The 15,776-nt window shown below is 63.6% G+C and carries 19 protein-coding genes; 9 read left to right on the forward strand and 10 right to left on the reverse strand.

Going from position 1 to position 15,776, the window contains the following annotated elements; genetic code table 11:
* Window positions 1-386 precede the first annotated feature (386 nt).
* Window positions 387-857: a transcription elongation factor GreA gene (locus IEY49_RS01070; protein ID WP_189003702.1), complete on the forward strand. Its 471-nt coding sequence runs from the start codon at window positions 387-389 to the stop codon at window positions 855-857.
* Window positions 858-1,205: 348 nt separating this feature from the next.
* Here the strand turns inward: IEY49_RS01070 and mntB are convergent, their stop codons facing one another.
* The 4 genes from mntB to lipB all read right to left on the reverse strand — a co-directional run bounded on the left by mntB (window position 1,206) and on the right by lipB (window position 4,551).
* Entirely contained in the window at window positions 1,206-2,015 is an 810-nt protein-coding gene (mntB, locus tag IEY49_RS01075) for a manganese ABC transporter permease MntB (protein ID WP_189003704.1), read from the reverse strand.
* Window positions 2,016-2,017: 2 nt separating this feature from the next.
* Window positions 2,018-2,740: a manganese ABC transporter ATP-binding protein MntA gene (gene mntA, locus IEY49_RS01080; protein ID WP_189003706.1), complete on the reverse strand. Its 723-nt coding sequence runs from the start codon at window positions 2,738-2,740 to the stop codon at window positions 2,018-2,020.
* A 110-nt stretch (window positions 2,741-2,850) separates the two neighbouring features.
* Complete coding sequence (gene lipA, locus IEY49_RS01085; protein ID WP_189003708.1) at window positions 2,851-3,831, reverse strand: lipoyl synthase; 981 nt, start codon at window positions 3,829-3,831, stop codon at window positions 2,851-2,853.
* 3 nt (window positions 3,832-3,834) lie between these two features.
* Complete coding sequence (gene lipB / locus IEY49_RS01090) at window positions 3,835-4,551, reverse strand: lipoyl(octanoyl) transferase LipB (RefSeq protein WP_229780567.1); 717 nt, start codon at window positions 4,549-4,551, stop codon at window positions 3,835-3,837.
* 175 nt (window positions 4,552-4,726) lie between these two features.
* On the opposite strand from lipB, the gene IEY49_RS01095 reads away from it, so the two are divergent.
* The 3 genes from IEY49_RS01095 (at window position 4,727) to IEY49_RS01105 (ending at window position 7,143) form a co-directional block, all read left to right on the forward strand.
* Window positions 4,727-5,251 (forward strand): GNAT family N-acetyltransferase, encoded by a 525-nt coding sequence (locus IEY49_RS01095; RefSeq protein ID WP_189003712.1) that lies wholly within the window; start codon window positions 4,727-4,729, stop codon window positions 5,249-5,251.
* Window positions 5,252-5,542: 291 nt separating this feature from the next.
* Window positions 5,543-6,007: a 50S ribosomal protein L19 gene (gene rplS, locus IEY49_RS01100; protein ID WP_189003714.1), complete on the forward strand. Its 465-nt coding sequence runs from the start codon at window positions 5,543-5,545 to the stop codon at window positions 6,005-6,007.
* Window positions 6,008-6,324: 317 nt separating this feature from the next.
* Window positions 6,325-7,143, forward strand: a complete 819-nt coding sequence (locus IEY49_RS01105; protein WP_189003716.1) for an HAD-IIB family hydrolase — start codon at window positions 6,325-6,327, stop codon at window positions 7,141-7,143.
* Here IEY49_RS01105 and IEY49_RS01110 read toward each other — a convergent pair.
* The gene (locus tag IEY49_RS01110; protein ID WP_189003718.1) at window positions 7,131-8,549 is read right to left on the reverse strand and encodes an ATP-binding cassette domain-containing protein; all 1,419 of its coding nucleotides are present in this window, start codon (window positions 8,547-8,549) and stop codon (window positions 7,131-7,133) included. The genes IEY49_RS01105 and IEY49_RS01110 overlap by 13 nt on opposite strands.
* A gap of 85 nt (window positions 8,550-8,634) precedes the next feature.
* Between IEY49_RS01110 and IEY49_RS01115 the strand changes: the two genes are divergently transcribed.
* The 3 genes from IEY49_RS01115 to IEY49_RS01125 are packed head-to-tail and all read left to right on the forward strand — an operon-like array spanning window position 8,635 to window position 10,622.
* Window positions 8,635-9,195 (forward strand): histidine phosphatase family protein, encoded by a 561-nt coding sequence (locus IEY49_RS01115; protein WP_189003720.1) that lies wholly within the window; start codon window positions 8,635-8,637, stop codon window positions 9,193-9,195.
* A gap of 33 nt (window positions 9,196-9,228) precedes the next feature.
* Entirely contained in the window at window positions 9,229-10,146 is a 918-nt protein-coding gene (locus IEY49_RS01120) for an SPFH domain-containing protein (protein ID WP_189003721.1), read from the forward strand.
* Window positions 10,147-10,154: 8 nt separating this feature from the next.
* Window positions 10,155-10,622 carry an NfeD family protein gene (locus tag IEY49_RS01125; RefSeq protein WP_189003723.1) on the forward strand — a complete coding sequence of 156 codons (468 nt, stop codon included), beginning with the start codon at window positions 10,155-10,157 and terminating at the stop codon, window positions 10,620-10,622.
* A 58-nt stretch (window positions 10,623-10,680) separates the two neighbouring features.
* Here the strand turns inward: IEY49_RS01125 and IEY49_RS01130 are convergent, their stop codons facing one another.
* The 5 genes from IEY49_RS01130 to rpmB all read right to left on the reverse strand — a co-directional run bounded on the left by IEY49_RS01130 (window position 10,681) and on the right by rpmB (window position 13,555).
* On the reverse strand, window positions 10,681-11,304 hold the full coding sequence (locus IEY49_RS01130) for an antibiotic biosynthesis monooxygenase (protein WP_229780568.1): 624 nt from the start codon (window positions 11,302-11,304) through the stop codon (window positions 10,681-10,683).
* 94 nt (window positions 11,305-11,398) lie between these two features.
* Window positions 11,399-11,800 (reverse strand): 30S ribosomal protein S9, encoded by a 402-nt coding sequence (gene rpsI, locus IEY49_RS01135; protein WP_189003725.1) that lies wholly within the window; start codon window positions 11,798-11,800, stop codon window positions 11,399-11,401.
* On the reverse strand, window positions 11,800-12,225 hold the full coding sequence (gene rplM / locus IEY49_RS01140; RefSeq protein WP_189003727.1) for a 50S ribosomal protein L13: 426 nt from the start codon (window positions 12,223-12,225) through the stop codon (window positions 11,800-11,802). The genes rpsI and rplM overlap by 1 nt, the downstream gene beginning before the upstream one ends.
* A 185-nt stretch (window positions 12,226-12,410) precedes the next feature.
* A complete protein-coding gene (gene mntC / locus IEY49_RS01145) occupies window positions 12,411-13,313 on the reverse strand; it encodes a manganese ABC transporter substrate-binding protein MntC (RefSeq protein WP_189003729.1) in 903 nt (300 codons plus the stop codon).
* Window positions 13,310-13,555: a 50S ribosomal protein L28 gene (gene rpmB / locus IEY49_RS01150; protein ID WP_189003730.1), complete on the reverse strand. Its 246-nt coding sequence runs from the start codon at window positions 13,553-13,555 to the stop codon at window positions 13,310-13,312. The genes mntC and rpmB overlap by 4 nt, the downstream gene beginning before the upstream one ends.
* Before the next feature lie 168 nt (window positions 13,556-13,723).
* On the opposite strand from rpmB, the gene treS reads away from it, so the two are divergent.
* Both treS and IEY49_RS01160 read left to right on the forward strand, forming a co-directional pair.
* Window positions 13,724-15,382 carry a maltose alpha-D-glucosyltransferase gene (gene treS / locus IEY49_RS01155; protein WP_189003732.1) on the forward strand — a complete coding sequence of 553 codons (1,659 nt, stop codon included), beginning with the start codon at window positions 13,724-13,726 and terminating at the stop codon, window positions 15,380-15,382.
* 114 nt (window positions 15,383-15,496) lie between these two features.
* Window positions 15,497-15,727 carry a hypothetical protein gene (locus tag IEY49_RS01160; protein ID WP_189003734.1) on the forward strand — a complete coding sequence of 77 codons (231 nt, stop codon included), beginning with the start codon at window positions 15,497-15,499 and terminating at the stop codon, window positions 15,725-15,727.
* Window positions 15,728-15,776 lie beyond the last annotated feature (49 nt).

Genomic DNA, 15,776 nt, shown 5'->3' on the forward strand with positions numbered 1-15,776 from the left:
ACATGCTGAACGGTTTGTCGGGCGTCACTTCGCCCTGAGTCAGGCATCCTGTCAATCCGGGAGCGCTTCGTTGTGCCGGAGAATGGTGCAGCACCGACCTGCCACCTGACAAACCACTGGTGTTGATCTTGTGACTCCAAGACGCTGTGGCAGCCGTGGTCTTATCACGCTGTTGCCGGGCTTTCAAAGCGTCTACATACATGGACTCTAAGCGGCGGCAGCACCCGGAGCGGGGCCCCCGCAACCCGGGAGCCCGCGACGAGTCCCCTGAGTGCCTGCCGAATCGGGGTTCGATCTATCCTGATGACAGGAATACCCGTAATTGTGCCGGAATCTGCCTCACATGAAGAGCAATTGCTTGAGGCGAAGACTATACTTGACTGTCTATGACCAAGCCCCGCCCCACCATGACCCAACGCGGTTACGACAAGCTGAAAGAGACGCTGGACCATCTTAAGACCACCCGCCGCGAACAGATCAGCGAGTACATGGGCCAGGCCATCGCCGACGGGGACCTGCGGGAAAGTGCAGCTTATGACGAAGCGCGTATGCAGCAGAGTGAGAACGAGGCGCGCATCGCAGAAATCGAGTACCAGCTCGAGCACGCACAGATCATTGCCGAAGATGCCGGCGGGGGCGCGGGCCTTGGTGCCAGGATCAGGGTGAAGGATGACAAAGGCAAGGAGCATCAGTTTGAACTGGTGGGTACCTATGAGGTCGACATCCTGAAAGGAAAGATCAGTGACGCCAGCCCCATCGGCAAGGCGCTGGCCGGGAAGCACGCGGGTGAAAGTGTGAGTGTGCAGTTGCCGAAAGGAACATCTCGCTTCGAGATTCTGGCCGTCGAATACGACTGAGCGTCAGTGAGGACCAGTGGGGTGACGGACAATTCCGTCGCTCCTTTTTTTGCACAGAATTCACAGACGCGGCAGAAGTTCCTAGATCTGGTGCCGCCTGACGGCATAAGAAAAGTTGGGGGCAGAGGACCAATCTGAAAACTGGCCATCCCTGAGCCAGTTCCATCAGGATGAGACACCATCTGGTGGAACAACATCGCATTGCTAGGAGGCGGTACTCATGTCAGTTGTTCAGCCATCCTGCACATCAGGGGCTCTCATGCCAGTCAGGCGCGCCCAGATGCGTGGAGCAGTCCCCACCGGGGGCTCTGTGCTTTCTGAGACGTGCCCTGAGCCTCTGGAACTCTCCTACTCGCGGCGGCGGAAGGTCAGGGCCAGCAGGAACAGTGCCGTGTTGACCAGCACAATCGTCGCGCCCGGCGCGGTGTCCAGGAAATAGCTGAGGTAGAGCCCGGTAATGCCGCCCACAACGCCCAGCAGAGCTGCCAGCAGGATCATCTTTTTCAGGCTGCGGGCCAGCAATCGCGCGGCGGCGCTTGACGTGATCAGCAGGCTCACGCTCAGGGTGGTGCCGACCAGTTGCACAGTCAGGACGACGACCAGACCGATCAGGATCAGCAGCAGGCTTTCCAGTGGCCGGACCGGCAAGCCAATGGCGCGTGCTTCAGTTGGATCAAAACTGGCCAGCAGCAGTTCCTTTTGAATGGCGGTCAGCAGGCCGCCGACCAGCGCTGTGACCAGCAGGGCGCCCCAGAGGTCGGCTGGGGTTACGCCCAGCGGGTTGCCGATCAGGAAATTGCTCAGGTCGGTGGTAAAGCTTGGTGCGCGGGAGAGCGTCACCACCCCCAGAGCGAACATCCCCACGAACACGATGCCAATGGCACTGTCCTGTTTCAGCCCGCTGCGCTGACTGACCACGCCGATTCCCAGTGCCGTGAGAACGGCGGCCAGCAGCGCGCCTACCAGCAGATTGCCTTTTATCAGGAAGGCGGCGACGATTCCTGGAAACACCGCATGACTCATGGCGTCCCCGATGTAGCTCAGCCCGCGCAGCACCACCCAGGCACCCACCAGAGCACACAGCACACTGACCAGCCCCACGGCCGCGAGCGCACGCCGGAAGAAATCGAATTGCAGGGGGTCGGTCAGCCAGTCCACGTTCAGGCTTCCGCGTGGGTATGGCCCAGGTGACTGGTGCTGAAGGTGGCCTCGATGTTGGCCGGAGTGTAGACCTGCTCCGGCGAGCCGTCGGCAATGATGCGGCGGTTGATCAGGAGCAGGTGATCGCACCAGCGCCGGGCCTGCTCCAGGTCGTGGGTCACCATGACCACTGCACGGCCCTTGGCCGCCTGCGCTTTCAACAGGGCCATCAGCTGTTCCTGGGTGGCACTGTCCACTCCGGTCAGCGGCTCGTCCAGCAGCAGCAGGTGCCCCTGGCGCGCCAGCATACGGGCCAGCAGCACGCGCTGACGCTGACCTCCGGACAACGCCCCGATATGCCGGTGGCGCAGTTCATAGACGCCCGTTTCCTTCAGGGCGTCCTCGACCAGCTGGCGGTCCCGTTTCGAAGGCCAGCGCAGCCAGCCCAGCCGTCCGGTGCGGCCCATCATGGCGACGTCCCACACCGTGACCGGAAAACCCCAGTCCAGCGTCTGCTGCTGCGGCACATAGGAAATGCACTGACGGGCGGAATGGCCCTCGTCAAAGGTCACCCGGCCATCTGTGTCAGGCAGCAGGCCCACCAGGGTTTTGAGAAGGGTACTTTTACCAGCTCCGTTAGGCCCGATGATGGCACTGAAGGACCCTGCCTCGAAGCGTACCGTCGCGTCCTGTAGCGCGACGTGCGTTCCGTAGCGGACGGTGAGGTTCTGCACGCCAAGCACCCAGGGAGCATACCCGCCACGAGGTGATAATGCGAGTGCGGAATCAAAATTTTCGGGACCCAAAGCAAAGCGGCCAGGATTGTTATCCTGGCCGCGACTGCTCGCTGTATTCAGATCAGGCTGAGTTCGCTGCCGGCATCCAGGTGAGCCAGATGCTCGGGCAGATTGCCCGGCTTGTCCATCACGATCTGCTCGGCCTTGTAGCTGCTGCGCACCAGGGGGCCGGCAACAACTTCCATGAAACCCAGAAGCATGCCTTCCTCGCGGATTTCGTCGAACTCGGCAGGGGAGACGTAGCGTTCCACCGGCAGGTGATGCATGGTCGGCCGCAGGTACTGCCCGAAGGTCAAAACGTCCACGCCTGCGGCGCGGCAATCGCGCATGGCCTCACTGATTTCCTCGCGGGTCTCGCCCAGCCCCAGCATGATGCTGGTTTTGGTGATCACGTCCGGACGTGCCTGCTTGGCATGCGCCAGCACAGCCAGCGTCTGATCGTAGTCGGCTCGGATGTCGCGTACAGGGTGGGTCAGGCGGCGCACCGTCTCCAGGTTCTGGGCGTAGGTGTCGACGCCGCTGTCCAGGACCAGATCCACGCAGTGGGTATTGCCCCCAAAGTCGGGCGTCAGCGCCTCGACCCGTGTCCCAGAATTCAGGCGCTTGATGGCCTGCACCGTCTTGGCGAAGTGGTAGGCGCCGCCGTCCGGCAGATCGTCGCGGTCCACGCTGGTCAGCACGACGTACTTCAGGCCCATCAGCTGAACGCTCTGGGCCACACCCTGGGGCTCGTCCAGGTCCAGCCTGCCCATGGGATTGCCGGTATCTACCGCGCAGAAGCGGCAGGCGCGGGTGCAGATATGCCCCATCAGCATGAAGGTCGCTGTGCCCCGGGACCAGCACTCACCGATGTTCGGACACATCGCTTCCTCGCACACGGTGTGCAGGCGGTGCTCCTTGACGATCTTGCGGACTTCGCCGTACACCTGGCCGGTGGGAATGGTGACCTTGAGCCATTCAGGCTTCTTTTCGCGCACCGGTACGCTGTCTTTGCGGTAGATGCCGTTCTTGATGAATTTGGGTTCTTGCTGGGTCATAACTTAACTCCCCGCCCCGGCGGGTGCCGGCAGGCTCCAATCATACGTCTGGAAGGTGCGTACAAAGGCGTCCGCGAGTGCCTGTTTTGCAGCCCTCATGTCGGCAGCGCCACTGAGGCCGCGCAGGTCGTACTCGCGCTGCACGCTGGTCATCTGGGTATCGGTCAGGCCGCAGGGCACGATCAGGTTGAAATGGTCCAGATTGGTGTTGACGTTGAGACCGATGCCGTGCAGGGCCACGTGCTGTTTAACCGCCACTCCGATACTGCAGATCTTCTGGTGACGCTCCAGGCCGTTGATCTCACGGTCCTGCAGGTATACGCCCGCGTAGCCCGGGTTGGGCCGGGCGTCCGGGAGCCCCAGGGTACCGAGGGCCTCCACCACGCTCTGTTCAAGCAGCCTCAGAAAGTCACGGACGCGTCGCCCGACCGGGAAGATCGCGTAGGCGACCAGTTGCCCGGGACCGTGATATGTGACGTCTCCGCCGCGCTCGACCTCGAATACGTCAATGCCCTGGGCAGCTAAGTACTCGCGGGTCACCACGATGTTCTCACCCTCCCGGGCCTTGCGCCCCAGAGTAAGCACTGGCGGATGCTCTACGAGCAGCAGGGTCGGCTGCCCGCCATCCGCGACGCGGGCATGGTGCTGCTTCTGCAGGTCCCAGGCTGCGCGGTAGGGCATGACCCCCAGATCCAGAATGTCGAAATCCGCTCGCGTCACGTGGGCGATTGTACGCCCCCGGGCGCACATTTCACCGTGCTGCTGGAGCGATTTGAGGCCTGATTGACCATGTGCGGTGGTGAATCTGCGTGCCTGCGCTGGTGGACCATGTCCGGTTTGTGTGGACAGATTAGGTGGCAGATGCTGGTTCGGCCGCGCGTCGCTAACCTGCGCCATGCCAGAACTCGTGGTTCCTGACTGGAAGTACAGATCAAGCTTTATCGAAGCCGTGCGGGAAGCGCACTCCAGGGCCAGTGGTCTGGGAGACACCCTGCAACTGGACTTGAGTGGCCTAGAGGGTAATTTCGAACAGTTTCTGACCGGGTTGCGCCGTTACGAGCCGGGCAGGCCGTTACCGGAAGGCTTTGTGCACTCCGAGGCGCGCTGGCTGGTGGAAGGCCAGACGTACCTGGGACGGGTCAGCCTGCGTCACACGCTCAACGAGCGGCTCCGGGAACTTGGTGGGCACATCGGCTACAAGATCTGGCCCTCGGCGTGGCGCCAGGGCCACGGCACACTGATTCTGGGGCTGACGCTGAACCGCGCGCGCGAACTGGGTCTGGACCGCGTCCTGGTGACCTGTGACGTGGACAACCACGGATCACGCGGCGTGATTGAAGCCAATGGTGGCGAACTGGAAGGTGGATTTCAGCTGGACACTTACGAGAAGCCAATTCGTCGGTACTGGATTGACCTGTAAACCCGGTTTCCCGGTTCATCGCGTCTGGACAGATTGGGCATAGCCGCCGGTCAGGGGCGCCATGCTGGCCGGCGGCTGAGCAAGATGCTCCGGTCTGGCTCTGCCGGCCTGCCAATGAGGACAGAGCCGAACGTGACATGTCGGACTACAGTGGTTGCCTTGCCTCGCCGGTGCACGTATACTTTCAAGGTTGCAGGTTCCCGGTTTCTTAGGGACCGCGCAGGTGTTAAGAACGCCCCCTCCGGGGACACCGGAGCCCCGTGGAGCGGTCCGCTGACCAAAGGAGATCCTATGCAGAGCACCGTTAAAGTCAACCGTGGCGCCATTCTCCGCGCCGTTGAGCAGCCCCACATCAAGACCGACGCACCTGACTTCCGCCCCGGTGACACCGTGCGCGTGGAAACCAAGGTCGTGGAAGGTAACCGCACCCGCAACCAGGCCTTTGAAGGCGTCGTGATCGCCATCAACGGCACCGGCAGCCGCAAGAGCTTCACCGTGCGCAAGATCTCCTTCGGTGAAGGCGTCGAGCGCGTGTTCCCCTTCAGCAGCCCCCTGATCGCCAAGGTCACTGTGCTGGAGCGCGGTAAGGTGCGCCGTGCCAAGCTGTACTACCTGCGCGACCTGCGTGGCAAGGCAGCCCGCATCAAGAACGACCGCAGCCGCGTGATGAAGGACGCTGCCCGCGCCCAGCAGGACAAGGCTGCCGCGCAGGCTGTGGCTGACGCGCCTGCCGCTGAAGCGGCTCCTGAAGCCTAGGGCGAATAAGCTTTTCAGTAGGCCGGACCGTCTGCCCCAGTGGCAGGCGGTTTTTCTTGTCGTTCTGTGCAGGTGGGTAAAGTTGCTGGCGAAGAGTATGCGGCGGCCCAGTTCGCCCTTGCCCTTGAGATTCCTCTTCGGTCTAGTCATCGCGTTCGTTGGCAGCCTCAGTGGAGCGGACATGTTGCGCGGAACTGGGACCTTCGTCAGGATGGGCGATTTCCCTGCCTTGAAGGGCGCGTCACATCAGGTCCCCACCCCGGGTGACGGTCCGGCCCTGCTCGCAACCCTCCGGACGGACTGGTAGCCTGCCGCGCATGACTGCCCGAGCGCCTGTTTCCTTTCCTGCCGGAGGCCCCCTGCTGCTGGCCTTTGATCTCGACGGCACCCTGATTCCCGACGCCGGGCGTGAGGTGCCGGCCGACACGGTCAGTGCCCTGGCCCGCCTGCGCGCCCTGGATGTCAGGCTGGCCATTATTACCGGGCGTGACACCCCGCCGGGGGCAGTCCGCTCGGCGGTGCAGCCCGACGCCGTGGCCACCAACAATGGGGGACGGATTGAACTGGGCGGCTCCCTGCACACCGAAGTCCGGTTCAGCCCGGAAGACCTGGAAGCGGTGCTGGCCCATGAACTTCAGGACGCGCGGATGGTGCTGTTCACCGCCGACGGGCTGTATGTGGACGTTCCGGAAGGCATAGAGCCCGAGCCCTGGATGCTGGCCCGGTCCTACCAGCCGGTCCATGAGGCGCCGCGGGAGGGAATTTTGAAGGTCGGCTTCTATCACCCCCAGGTGGCAGGGCTGGCCGGCCGGCTGCGCGCGAGCCACCCGCATCTGGTGCTGACCGGCGCGCAGCCTCCTTATCCGCAGTTTCTGACCATCACCCCTGAAGGGGCCCACAAGGGCGCGGCCCTAACGCTGATTGCCGACGCGCTGGGGGTGCCGCACAGTCACGCCGTGGCTTTCGGTGACAGCGACAACGACGAGGCCATGCTGGAGGTGGCTGGCTACGCGGTACAGGTCGGAACCCTGCCCCTGCTGGCCCGGCACGCTCACGTGCAGGTGCCCAGACACGAGGACCTGGGAGCTTACCTGCACACGCTGGCCGACCGGCTGGAAGCCGATCAGCGGACCTGAAGAGGCCGGCTGAATACCACCTGTCCATGGTCGAGGTGCAGGTGGTGGGTCAGTCCGGCAGGAGCGTCCGCCTCACGGTGGGCCACGACCAGAACGTGGGTGCCGCTTGTGGCGAGGTCAGGCAGCAGGGCCAGAAAGGTGGAGCGGCTGGCAGCGTCCAGGAAATCCAGGCCCTCGTCCAGAATCAGCAGTCTGGGGCTGTGGACCACGGCGCGGGCCAGCAGCAGGCGCCGGAGCTGACCCTGCGAAAGGGAGTCGGTATGGCGGCTCAGCAGTTCCGTCACTTCCAGCTGTTTCGCCACTGTCTCCACCCTGGCCCGGTCGGACGGGCTCAGGACTTCACTGAAGCCCTCGGTGCCGGAAAAAGCGCTGCCGATCACATCTATGCCGGTCCAGTCACGCCGTTGCCGGATGCCCACCTCGGCACTTACCAGTCCCACGCTGCGCCGGCGCTCGGTTAGCAGGTCGCGTTTCAGGTAGGGCCGGGCGACCTGGCCACCAACGGCCGCATGGAATTCTCCGGCGATCAGACGGGCCAGGGTGCTCTTGCCGCTGCCATTTTCGCCGGTCACCAGCCAGTGCTGGCCTTCCTTCCAGGTCCAGGACACCGGTCCCAGGGCGAGGTGCCGGTTGCGGTAGACCTGAACGCCGTCCAGCGTGATCAGAGGTGCCTCTCCGGGAGGGGAGAGCAGCGTGATGTCTGCGGCCCTGGCTTCGCCCGGGTCCGGCGGTTCCACCATCTGCCCCCCCCGCACATGCACGCTGCGCCAGGAGAGGGCAGGTACCTCTTCTGGGCGGTGGGTGGCCAGGACGACCGCCACTCCGGACATGTGCACCTGCGTGAGGACCTCCCCCAACTCAGTGCGCGCCCGGCTGCTCAGGCCGTCGGTGAATTCGTCAAGCAGCAGCAGTTCTGGAAAGGGCATCAGGGCCCGGGCCAGCACTACCCGGCGGCGCTGCCCGTGGCTCAGGGTGCGGAAATCACGGTCCAGGAGTGACGTCAGTCCCGTCAGGGCACTGATCTCATCGAGCCGGCGCAGAGCCGCGGGACGGGGGTCCCACAGGTTAAGCAGGTCACCCTCGAATCCCGAGAGCAGCACGTCCTGAACGGTCTGGGCCCAGTCCCGCGTCAGGTAGAAAGCCTCGGCGTCCGGCCCGACCACCCCCAGGGTCTGGCGCGCCTGCACCGCCGAGTACTGAAACTCGCCGCGCAGGCCATAGGTCCGTGACCCCGCTGCCGGCGCGACCTGTCCGGCCAGGAGCCGCAGCAGAGTGGTCTTCCCACCACCATTCGGGCCCCACAGGCGCACAGCCTCTCCAGGCTGCACCTGAAGCGTCACGTCCGACAGCAGGGTGTGACCACCTGCCCGGACAGATACTGCACGGAGGTCCACCAATGGCCGCATCAGCCGAGTGTAGAGCCTGTGCCATGCGTAAAGCCTGGGCCATCCGGCGCTTGGTAGCCACCCGGAGGTGTGCTTCCCTGTTCATATGCCCCGTACCCTGCACCTTGTCAAGCATGGCCAGCCTTACATCCTTGCCGGCGTTCCGGCGCATGAATGGCAGCTGGCCGAAGGCGCGCTTACTGGCCTGCCTGGGCTGATTTCACGGCTGCGTCCTGTTCCAGACGTGGTGGTGTCCAGCGAGGAGGCCAAGGCGGTCTCCACAGGTCAGGGCCTGGCTGCTGCCCTGGGCGTTCCCAGCCGCCGCATGCTGGGACTGCATGAGCATCTACGCTACACCGCGCCCGTGTATCCGGACCCTGCAGACTTTCAGGCTGCCGTGGAGCGGTTCTTTGACCACCCTGCCCAGGTGGTCTTCGGGGAGGAAAGTGCCGACGATGCCCGGCGCCGTTTTGCCAATGCGGTGGAGGCCGTGATGCGCCGCCAGACCGAGGATTCGGTGGCTATCGTCGCGCACGGCACCGTGATCAGCCTGCTGGTGGCTCATGGGGCTGGCCTGGACCCACGGGCGCTGTGGAAGAACCTGGGACTGCTGGGTGCCCTGACATTGGACTGGCCGACGTTGCGGCTTCGGGAACCTTTGGACTAGGTCCGGCGTACCACTTTGCAGGAGGATCAAGGTATGGGAGTGACGATATTTGTGATCGTGGCCGTGTTGCTGGTCATGGTGACGCTGCTGGCTGGGGTCAAGAGCGTACCGCAGGGGTTTGAATGGACCCAGGAGCGCTTCGGGAAGTTCCAGCGCAGCCTCAAGCCGGGGCTGAACCTGATCATCCCCTACATCGACCGCATCGGGCGGCGGGTCAACATGATGGAACAGGTGCTGGACGTGCCCAGCCAGGAAGTGATCACCAAGGACAACGCCCTGGTCACGGTAGACGGCGTGGTGTTCTATCAGGTGCTGGATGCGGCCAAGGCCAGCTATGAGGTGGGCAACCTGCAACAGGCCGTCCTGAACCTCACCATGACCAACATCCGCACCGTGATGGGCAGCATGGATCTCGACGAACTGCTGTCCAACCGCGACCAGATCAATGCCCGGCTGCTGGCCGTGGTGGACGAGGCCACGGAGCCGTGGGGAGTCAAGGTCACCCGCATTGAGGTCAAGGACATCAAGCCACCCGCCGATCTGGTGGCCAGCATGGCCCGTCAGATGAAGGCCGAACGCGAGAAGCGCGCCAACATCCTCGACGCCGAGGGCTTCCGGCAGGCCGCCATCCTGAAAGCCGAGGGCGAGAAGCAGGCCGAGATCCTCAACGCCGAGGGCCAGCGTCAGGCCGCCTTCCTTCAGTCCGAGGCCCGCGAGCGTCAGGCCCAGGCTGAGGCCGAGGCCACCCGGATGGTCTCCGAGGCCATTGCTGCCGGAAACGTGCAGGCTATCAACTACTTCATCGCCCAGCGTTACGTGGACGCCCTGAAGGACGTGGCCACCGCACCCAACCAGAAGACCCTGATTCTGCCCATCGAGGCGACCAGCGTCCTGGGCAGCCTGGCAGGCATCGCGGAAGTCGCCAAGGAAGCTTTCGGGAATAAAGGCTGAGGTGCGGTATGGACTGGCTTCCCACTCTTGAGCGCATCCAGTCGTGGCACTGGTGGGTGCTGGGCGCGCTGCTGCTGATCCTGGAAGTGTTTGCGCCCGGAGTGTTCTTTGTCTGGCTGGCGATGGCCGCCTTCATGCTGGGCCTGTTGGTGTTCGTGCTGCCTCTCCCGGTGACCCTGCAACTGCTGCTGTTCGCCCTGCTGAGCGTGGTGGCGGTCCTGATCGGCCGGCGATATGTCAATCGCCTGATCCTTGGGGGTGACGAGGGCGAGACCATGAACCGGGGCGCAAGCCGCCTGGTGGGCCGCACGGTCGTGGTCACTGCCGCCATCCGCAACGGCGTGGGCCGGGTGCGAGTCGGTGACAGTGACTGGCGGGCCACCGGTCCGGATGTCCCCGAAGGGGCCAGTGTCCTGATCGTCAGCGCTGAAGGAACGACCCTGCATGTCCGTGAGATCAACGGCACCTGGGTGTAGCGAAAGAAGATAAGGGAAGCGCCAGCGGGTGTCTGCTGGCGCTTCCTCTGGTGTGAACTTACTGACGGCGGGGATAAAGCCAGCGGCGCAGAGCACGTGAGAGCAGCGGCAATACCGGCCAGTTCAGAAACAGTGTGGCCAGAAAGGCAGATGGCAGGATGGCCGCCCACCAGGGCCAGTGGCCTGTGAAAAATCCGGTCAGCCAGGTAAACAGCAAGATCAGCGGATAGACGCCCACAAACCCCACCAGCACGTTTTTCCACAGTGGGGGCGCCGGAATTCCGGCAGGCCGGTCAAACCAGGCCTCCAGTCCACTCGCCTCGCGGTAATGAACCTCAGAGGCAGTAAAGCGGGGCAGGTCACGCAGAGCCGCCTGGTACCCAGGAGACTGCCGCCAGCCTTCCAGGGCTTCCTGTGAGGCGAAGCGCAGCAGGGTGATGTATTCGGGGACGGGGCCGCTGCGGTCGCGCAGCACATTCAACCCCAGAAAGCCCGGATGCCCGGCGAGCAGGTCATGCACCCCCCGGGCCCACGCCTCGTACCCTTCCACTTTCGAGTGCTGGACACGCTCAGTAATCACCAGCGTTACGCCCTGTGGGGTGGCGTCGGTCGGAGAGGGTACAGTCATTGGCGCCTGGGTAGCCAGCATTTCCGGATCGGTGATAGGAGGGGAGGGGCTCATGTGCCTGGGCAGGGTAGCGCAGCCTGCAAGGCGGCATGCCGGACATACGAAAAAAGCCCCTCCGCCAGGGAGGGACCAGAGGGGAAGCCTGGATTCAGCGCTTGCTGAACTGGGGCGCGCGGCGGGCCTTCTTCAGGCCGTACTTCTTGCGCTCGACTTCGCGGGGGTCGCGGGTCAGGAGGCCCTTGGGCTTCATCTGGGCGCGGAAATCAGGGTTGACCTTCAGCAGGGCGCGGGCGATGCCCAGCTTGATCGCGTCGGCCTGGCCGGTGGGGCCGCCGCCGTTGACCGTGATCACGGCGTCGTAGCGGCCGGCGGTGCCGGTTTCACGGAACGCCTGCAGGGCGTGCACAGCGCGCAGCAGACCACGGAAGTAGGTCTGGAATTCCTTGCCGTTGACGATGATCTTGCCTTCGCCAGGGCGCAGGAACACGCGGGCGACGGCGGCCTTGCGGCGACCGGTGCCGTAGAACTGTTCAGGTTGCTGAATCGCCATTATTTGACCTCGAGCGTCTGGGGCTTCTGAGCGATGTGGGGGTGGGTCTCGCCGGCGTACACCTTCAGGCGACTGTGCATGGAGCGGCCCTGGCGGCCCTTGGGCAGCATGCCGAACACGGCGTGCTCGATCACGCGCTCGGGGTGCTTGGCCAGTGCCTCGCGGGCGGTTTCGGTTCTCAGACCGCCCTGGTAGCCGGTGTAGCGGGTGTAGACCTTGCCGTCCAGCTTGTTGCCGGTCAGCGCGACCTTCCCGGCGTTCAGCACCACCACGAAGTCACCCTGGATCATGTTGGGCGTGAAGTCGGGGCGGTGCTTGCCGCGGATGCGGCTGGCGATCAGCGTGGCAAGGCGGCCCAGGGGCACGCCCGCAGCGTCCACGACGACCCAGTTCTGCTCATCGTTTTTGGGGATGTAGGTTTTCACCGTAAAGCTCCGTATGCGTGGGGGATTTGGCTGCGACATGCCCCAGCCTGTGGGGGATAAGGACCGTGCATGTCCGGGTGCCTCCCGGTCGCCGCGCGCCCTACCAAGCGCGAGACACTAAAGGCAAGGGTACCAGATTGATACCCACCTGGGCAAGCCAGGGCTGTGGAAATCGTTCGCGTGGCCTAACGCGTCGCGCGCAGGGCACTCACGATGGTGTCGACGTTGAAGCGCAGGGCGCCCAGGTAGGTGGCGCCGGCACTGCCTTTGGGACCCAGAGCGTCGGTGTACAGGGCAGGTGCGATCCGGGCTCCCGATTCGCGGGCCAGGGTCTGGGCCAGGCGGGTATTGACCGACTGTTCTGTGAAGATCACCCGCGCGCCGCTTTTGCGCACGGCCTGCACCAGCTGGGCCAGTTCGCGGGCGCTGGGTTCACGCTCGGTGCCCAGTCCGGCGATCACGGTGCCAACCACCCTCAGGCCATAGCGTTCGGCCAGGTAATGCAGACTTTCGTGGTTGGTCACAATGCGGCGACTGGCTGGTGGCACAGAGGCGAACAGCTTTTTGGCATAAGCGTCGGCGGCCGAAAGCTGCTTGAGGTACGCTGCACTGTTTTTGGCGTACAGAGCTTTTCCAGCAGGATCCAGGGCGCTCAGGGCCTTGTACACGTTACGCACGTAGCCTGCGGCCAGGGTTGGGTCCCACCAGGCATGCGGGTCCAGGGCGCCGTGGTCATCGTGGCTGGCCGCCTCTACTTCCTCGTGATCAGGCTCGTGCAGTTTCAGCCCCTGGGTCAGGGTAATCAGTTGCGCCTTGGGGATGGCGGTGCGCAGCTTGGGCAGCCACGGTTCCAGACCCGCGCCGTTGGCGAACAGGGCGCGGCTCAGGGACAGGCTCCGGATCACACCGGTAGACGGCTGGAAGGTATGGCTGTCACCACCAGCCGGCACGATGACATTCACCTGGACGCGGCTGCCGCCCACCACCCGGACAAAGTCAGCCATGATGCTGGTAGTGGCGCTGACTTTTAGCGGCGCAGCGCTGGCTGAGCCGGCGAGCAGCAGTCCCAGAATCAGGGGGAGCTTCATGCGAGTTCGATGCCGGCGTGGGAGCCGCGGGCGAGCGTCCGCAGGGCATGGGTACTCAGCCAGACGGTATTGAGCTCACCGTGTTCCCGGATGGTCTTTCTTTGCAGGTTGGCTTTCTGCGTGCGCTTGGTGATGCCGGTCGTCTTGCGGCCCACGCCGCCCTGTGCGCGGGCCTTTCCGCGCCTGACGACGCTGTTGACGACAAGGTTCTTCTTTCCGGTGAGGTAACATTCGCGGCTCATGGGTTCTCCTGGCGATAAGAATGTCAGGGCACAACTCCGCCCTGTCTTCCTGAGAATAATATATCATTATCTACAGAAGAGAAGGATGAGCTTCTGCGCCGGGCTCAGGGGGTCCTCTCTCATGGTCGAGGCAGCGCTTCTAAAGTCCTGTCAATTACACTGGCTCGCATGATTCAGACCACCCCACCAGAGTGGTACAAGAGTGCTGTCTTCTATGAGCTGTCCGTCAGGACCTTCGCCGACGGAAATGGTGACGGGAAGGGTGATTTTCCCGGGCTGACGACCAAGCTCGACTACCTCAAGAACCTTGGGGTGGACTGCCTGTGGCTGCTGCCCTGGTATCCCAGCCCCCTCAGGGACGACGGCTACGACGTGGCAGATTACGTGAACATCCACCCCGACCTCGGAACCCTGGAAGATTTCAAGGTGTTCTTGCGGGAGGCGCACGCGCGTGGGCTGCGGGTCATCGGCGATCTGGTGACCAACCACACCTCCAGCGACCACCCCTGGTTCCAGGCGGCGCGCCGCGGCCCGACGCTGCCGGACGGCGCGCCAAACGAGTACTACAACTATTACGTGTGGAGTGACACGGGTGAGGAGTACCCTGGCGCCCGGATCATCTTTACTGACACCGAGACCAGCAACTGGACCTTTGACGAGCAGACCGGACAGTATTACTGGCACCGCTTCTTCTCCACCCAGCCGGACCTCAACTTCGACAATCCAGCTGTGGTCGAAGAGCTCCTGGCTGCAGCCCGGTTCTGGCTGGACCTGGGCCTGGACGGCTTCCGCGTGGACGCTGTGCCCTACCTGATCGAGCGGGAAGGCACCAACTGTGAGAACCTGCCGGAAACTCACACCATCCTCAAGCAGATGCGCCAGCTGGTCGACCAGCACTATCCCGGCCGCCTGCTGCTGGCCGAGGCCAACCAGTGGCCCGAGGAAGTGGTGGAGTACTTCGGCAGCGAGACAGACCCGGAATTCCACATGTGTTTCAATTTTCCGGTGATGCCGCGCCTCTATATGAGCCTCAAGAGGGAAGACACCACCAGCATCCGCGAAATCATGGACCGCCTGCCGGCCATTCCCAGTTTCGGGCAGTGGGCCACCTTTCTGCGAAACCACGATGAACTGACACTGGAAATGGTCACCGACGACGAACGGGCCTTTATGTACGCCGCGTACGCGCCTGATCCCCGCATGCGGATCAACGTCGGCATCCGCCGTCGCCTGGCGTCCCTGCTGGACAACGACCGCCGCCGCATAGAACTGCTTAACAGTGTGCTGCTGGCGCTGCCGGGCAGCCCGATCCTGTACTACGGCGACGAGATCGGCATGGGCGACGACCTCAGCCTGGCAGACCGCAATGGCGTGCGCACTCCCATGCAGTGGAACGCCAGCCTGAGCGGCGGATTCTCGAGCGCCAGCCCTGAACAGTGTTTTTACCCGCCCATTGAGGACCCGGTGTACGGGTTTCACCGTGTGAATGTCCAGAGTCAGGAACAGGACCCGAGCAGCCTGCTGAAGTGGACCGCCCGTCAGCTTGAAATGCGCCGTCAGCATCCGGCCTTCGCCAGCGGTGATCTGAACTTCGTGGACAGTGACAACCCGGCGATCCTGGCGTTCACCCGCACCACGCCAGACGAAACCCTGCTGATTGTCAGCAACTTCGCCGCCAATGCCCAGGCCTGCACGTTAGACCTCTCGGCGCATCACAGACGCACGCCGGTCACCGTGTCCGGAGCCAGCCACCTGCCGCCCATTCAGGAGGGCCGCTATCCGCTGGTGATGGGGAAATACGACTACTACTGGCTGCGCCTGAACTAGAGACTGGGACCGCCCTGAGTTGTCGGTGCGCCCGTGACCTGACGTGTCTGACAGGTCTTAAGACTCGATGGGGGCCGGTTTTAAAGTCTGGCCCCTATGGTGCATCATGGGGGCATGAGTGACCGGCAATACGGGCGTCCGTCCCGCGTGATCGTGGAATGGGACGAGGTGGATACAGACACCGAAACCCCCACTGCATCTGCGGAGGAGGCCGCGCCTGCTGCCCAGATGAAGCCATCTGCGGAACCCGCTCGAACAACTGGCCCAAAAGACTCGGGATACAAGGAGTCCAGCCCTTCGTTGCTGAAGAATATTTTCAAAGGGTTGCGCCGGCAGGACAAGTAAATCCCTGACTTGAATGCCAGTGTGATGCGGAGCGGCTCCGGCTGCTCCG

It is taken from the genome of Deinococcus malanensis, assembly GCF_014647655.1.
Lineage (GTDB): Bacteria > Deinococcota > Deinococci > Deinococcales > Deinococcaceae > Deinococcus > Deinococcus malanensis.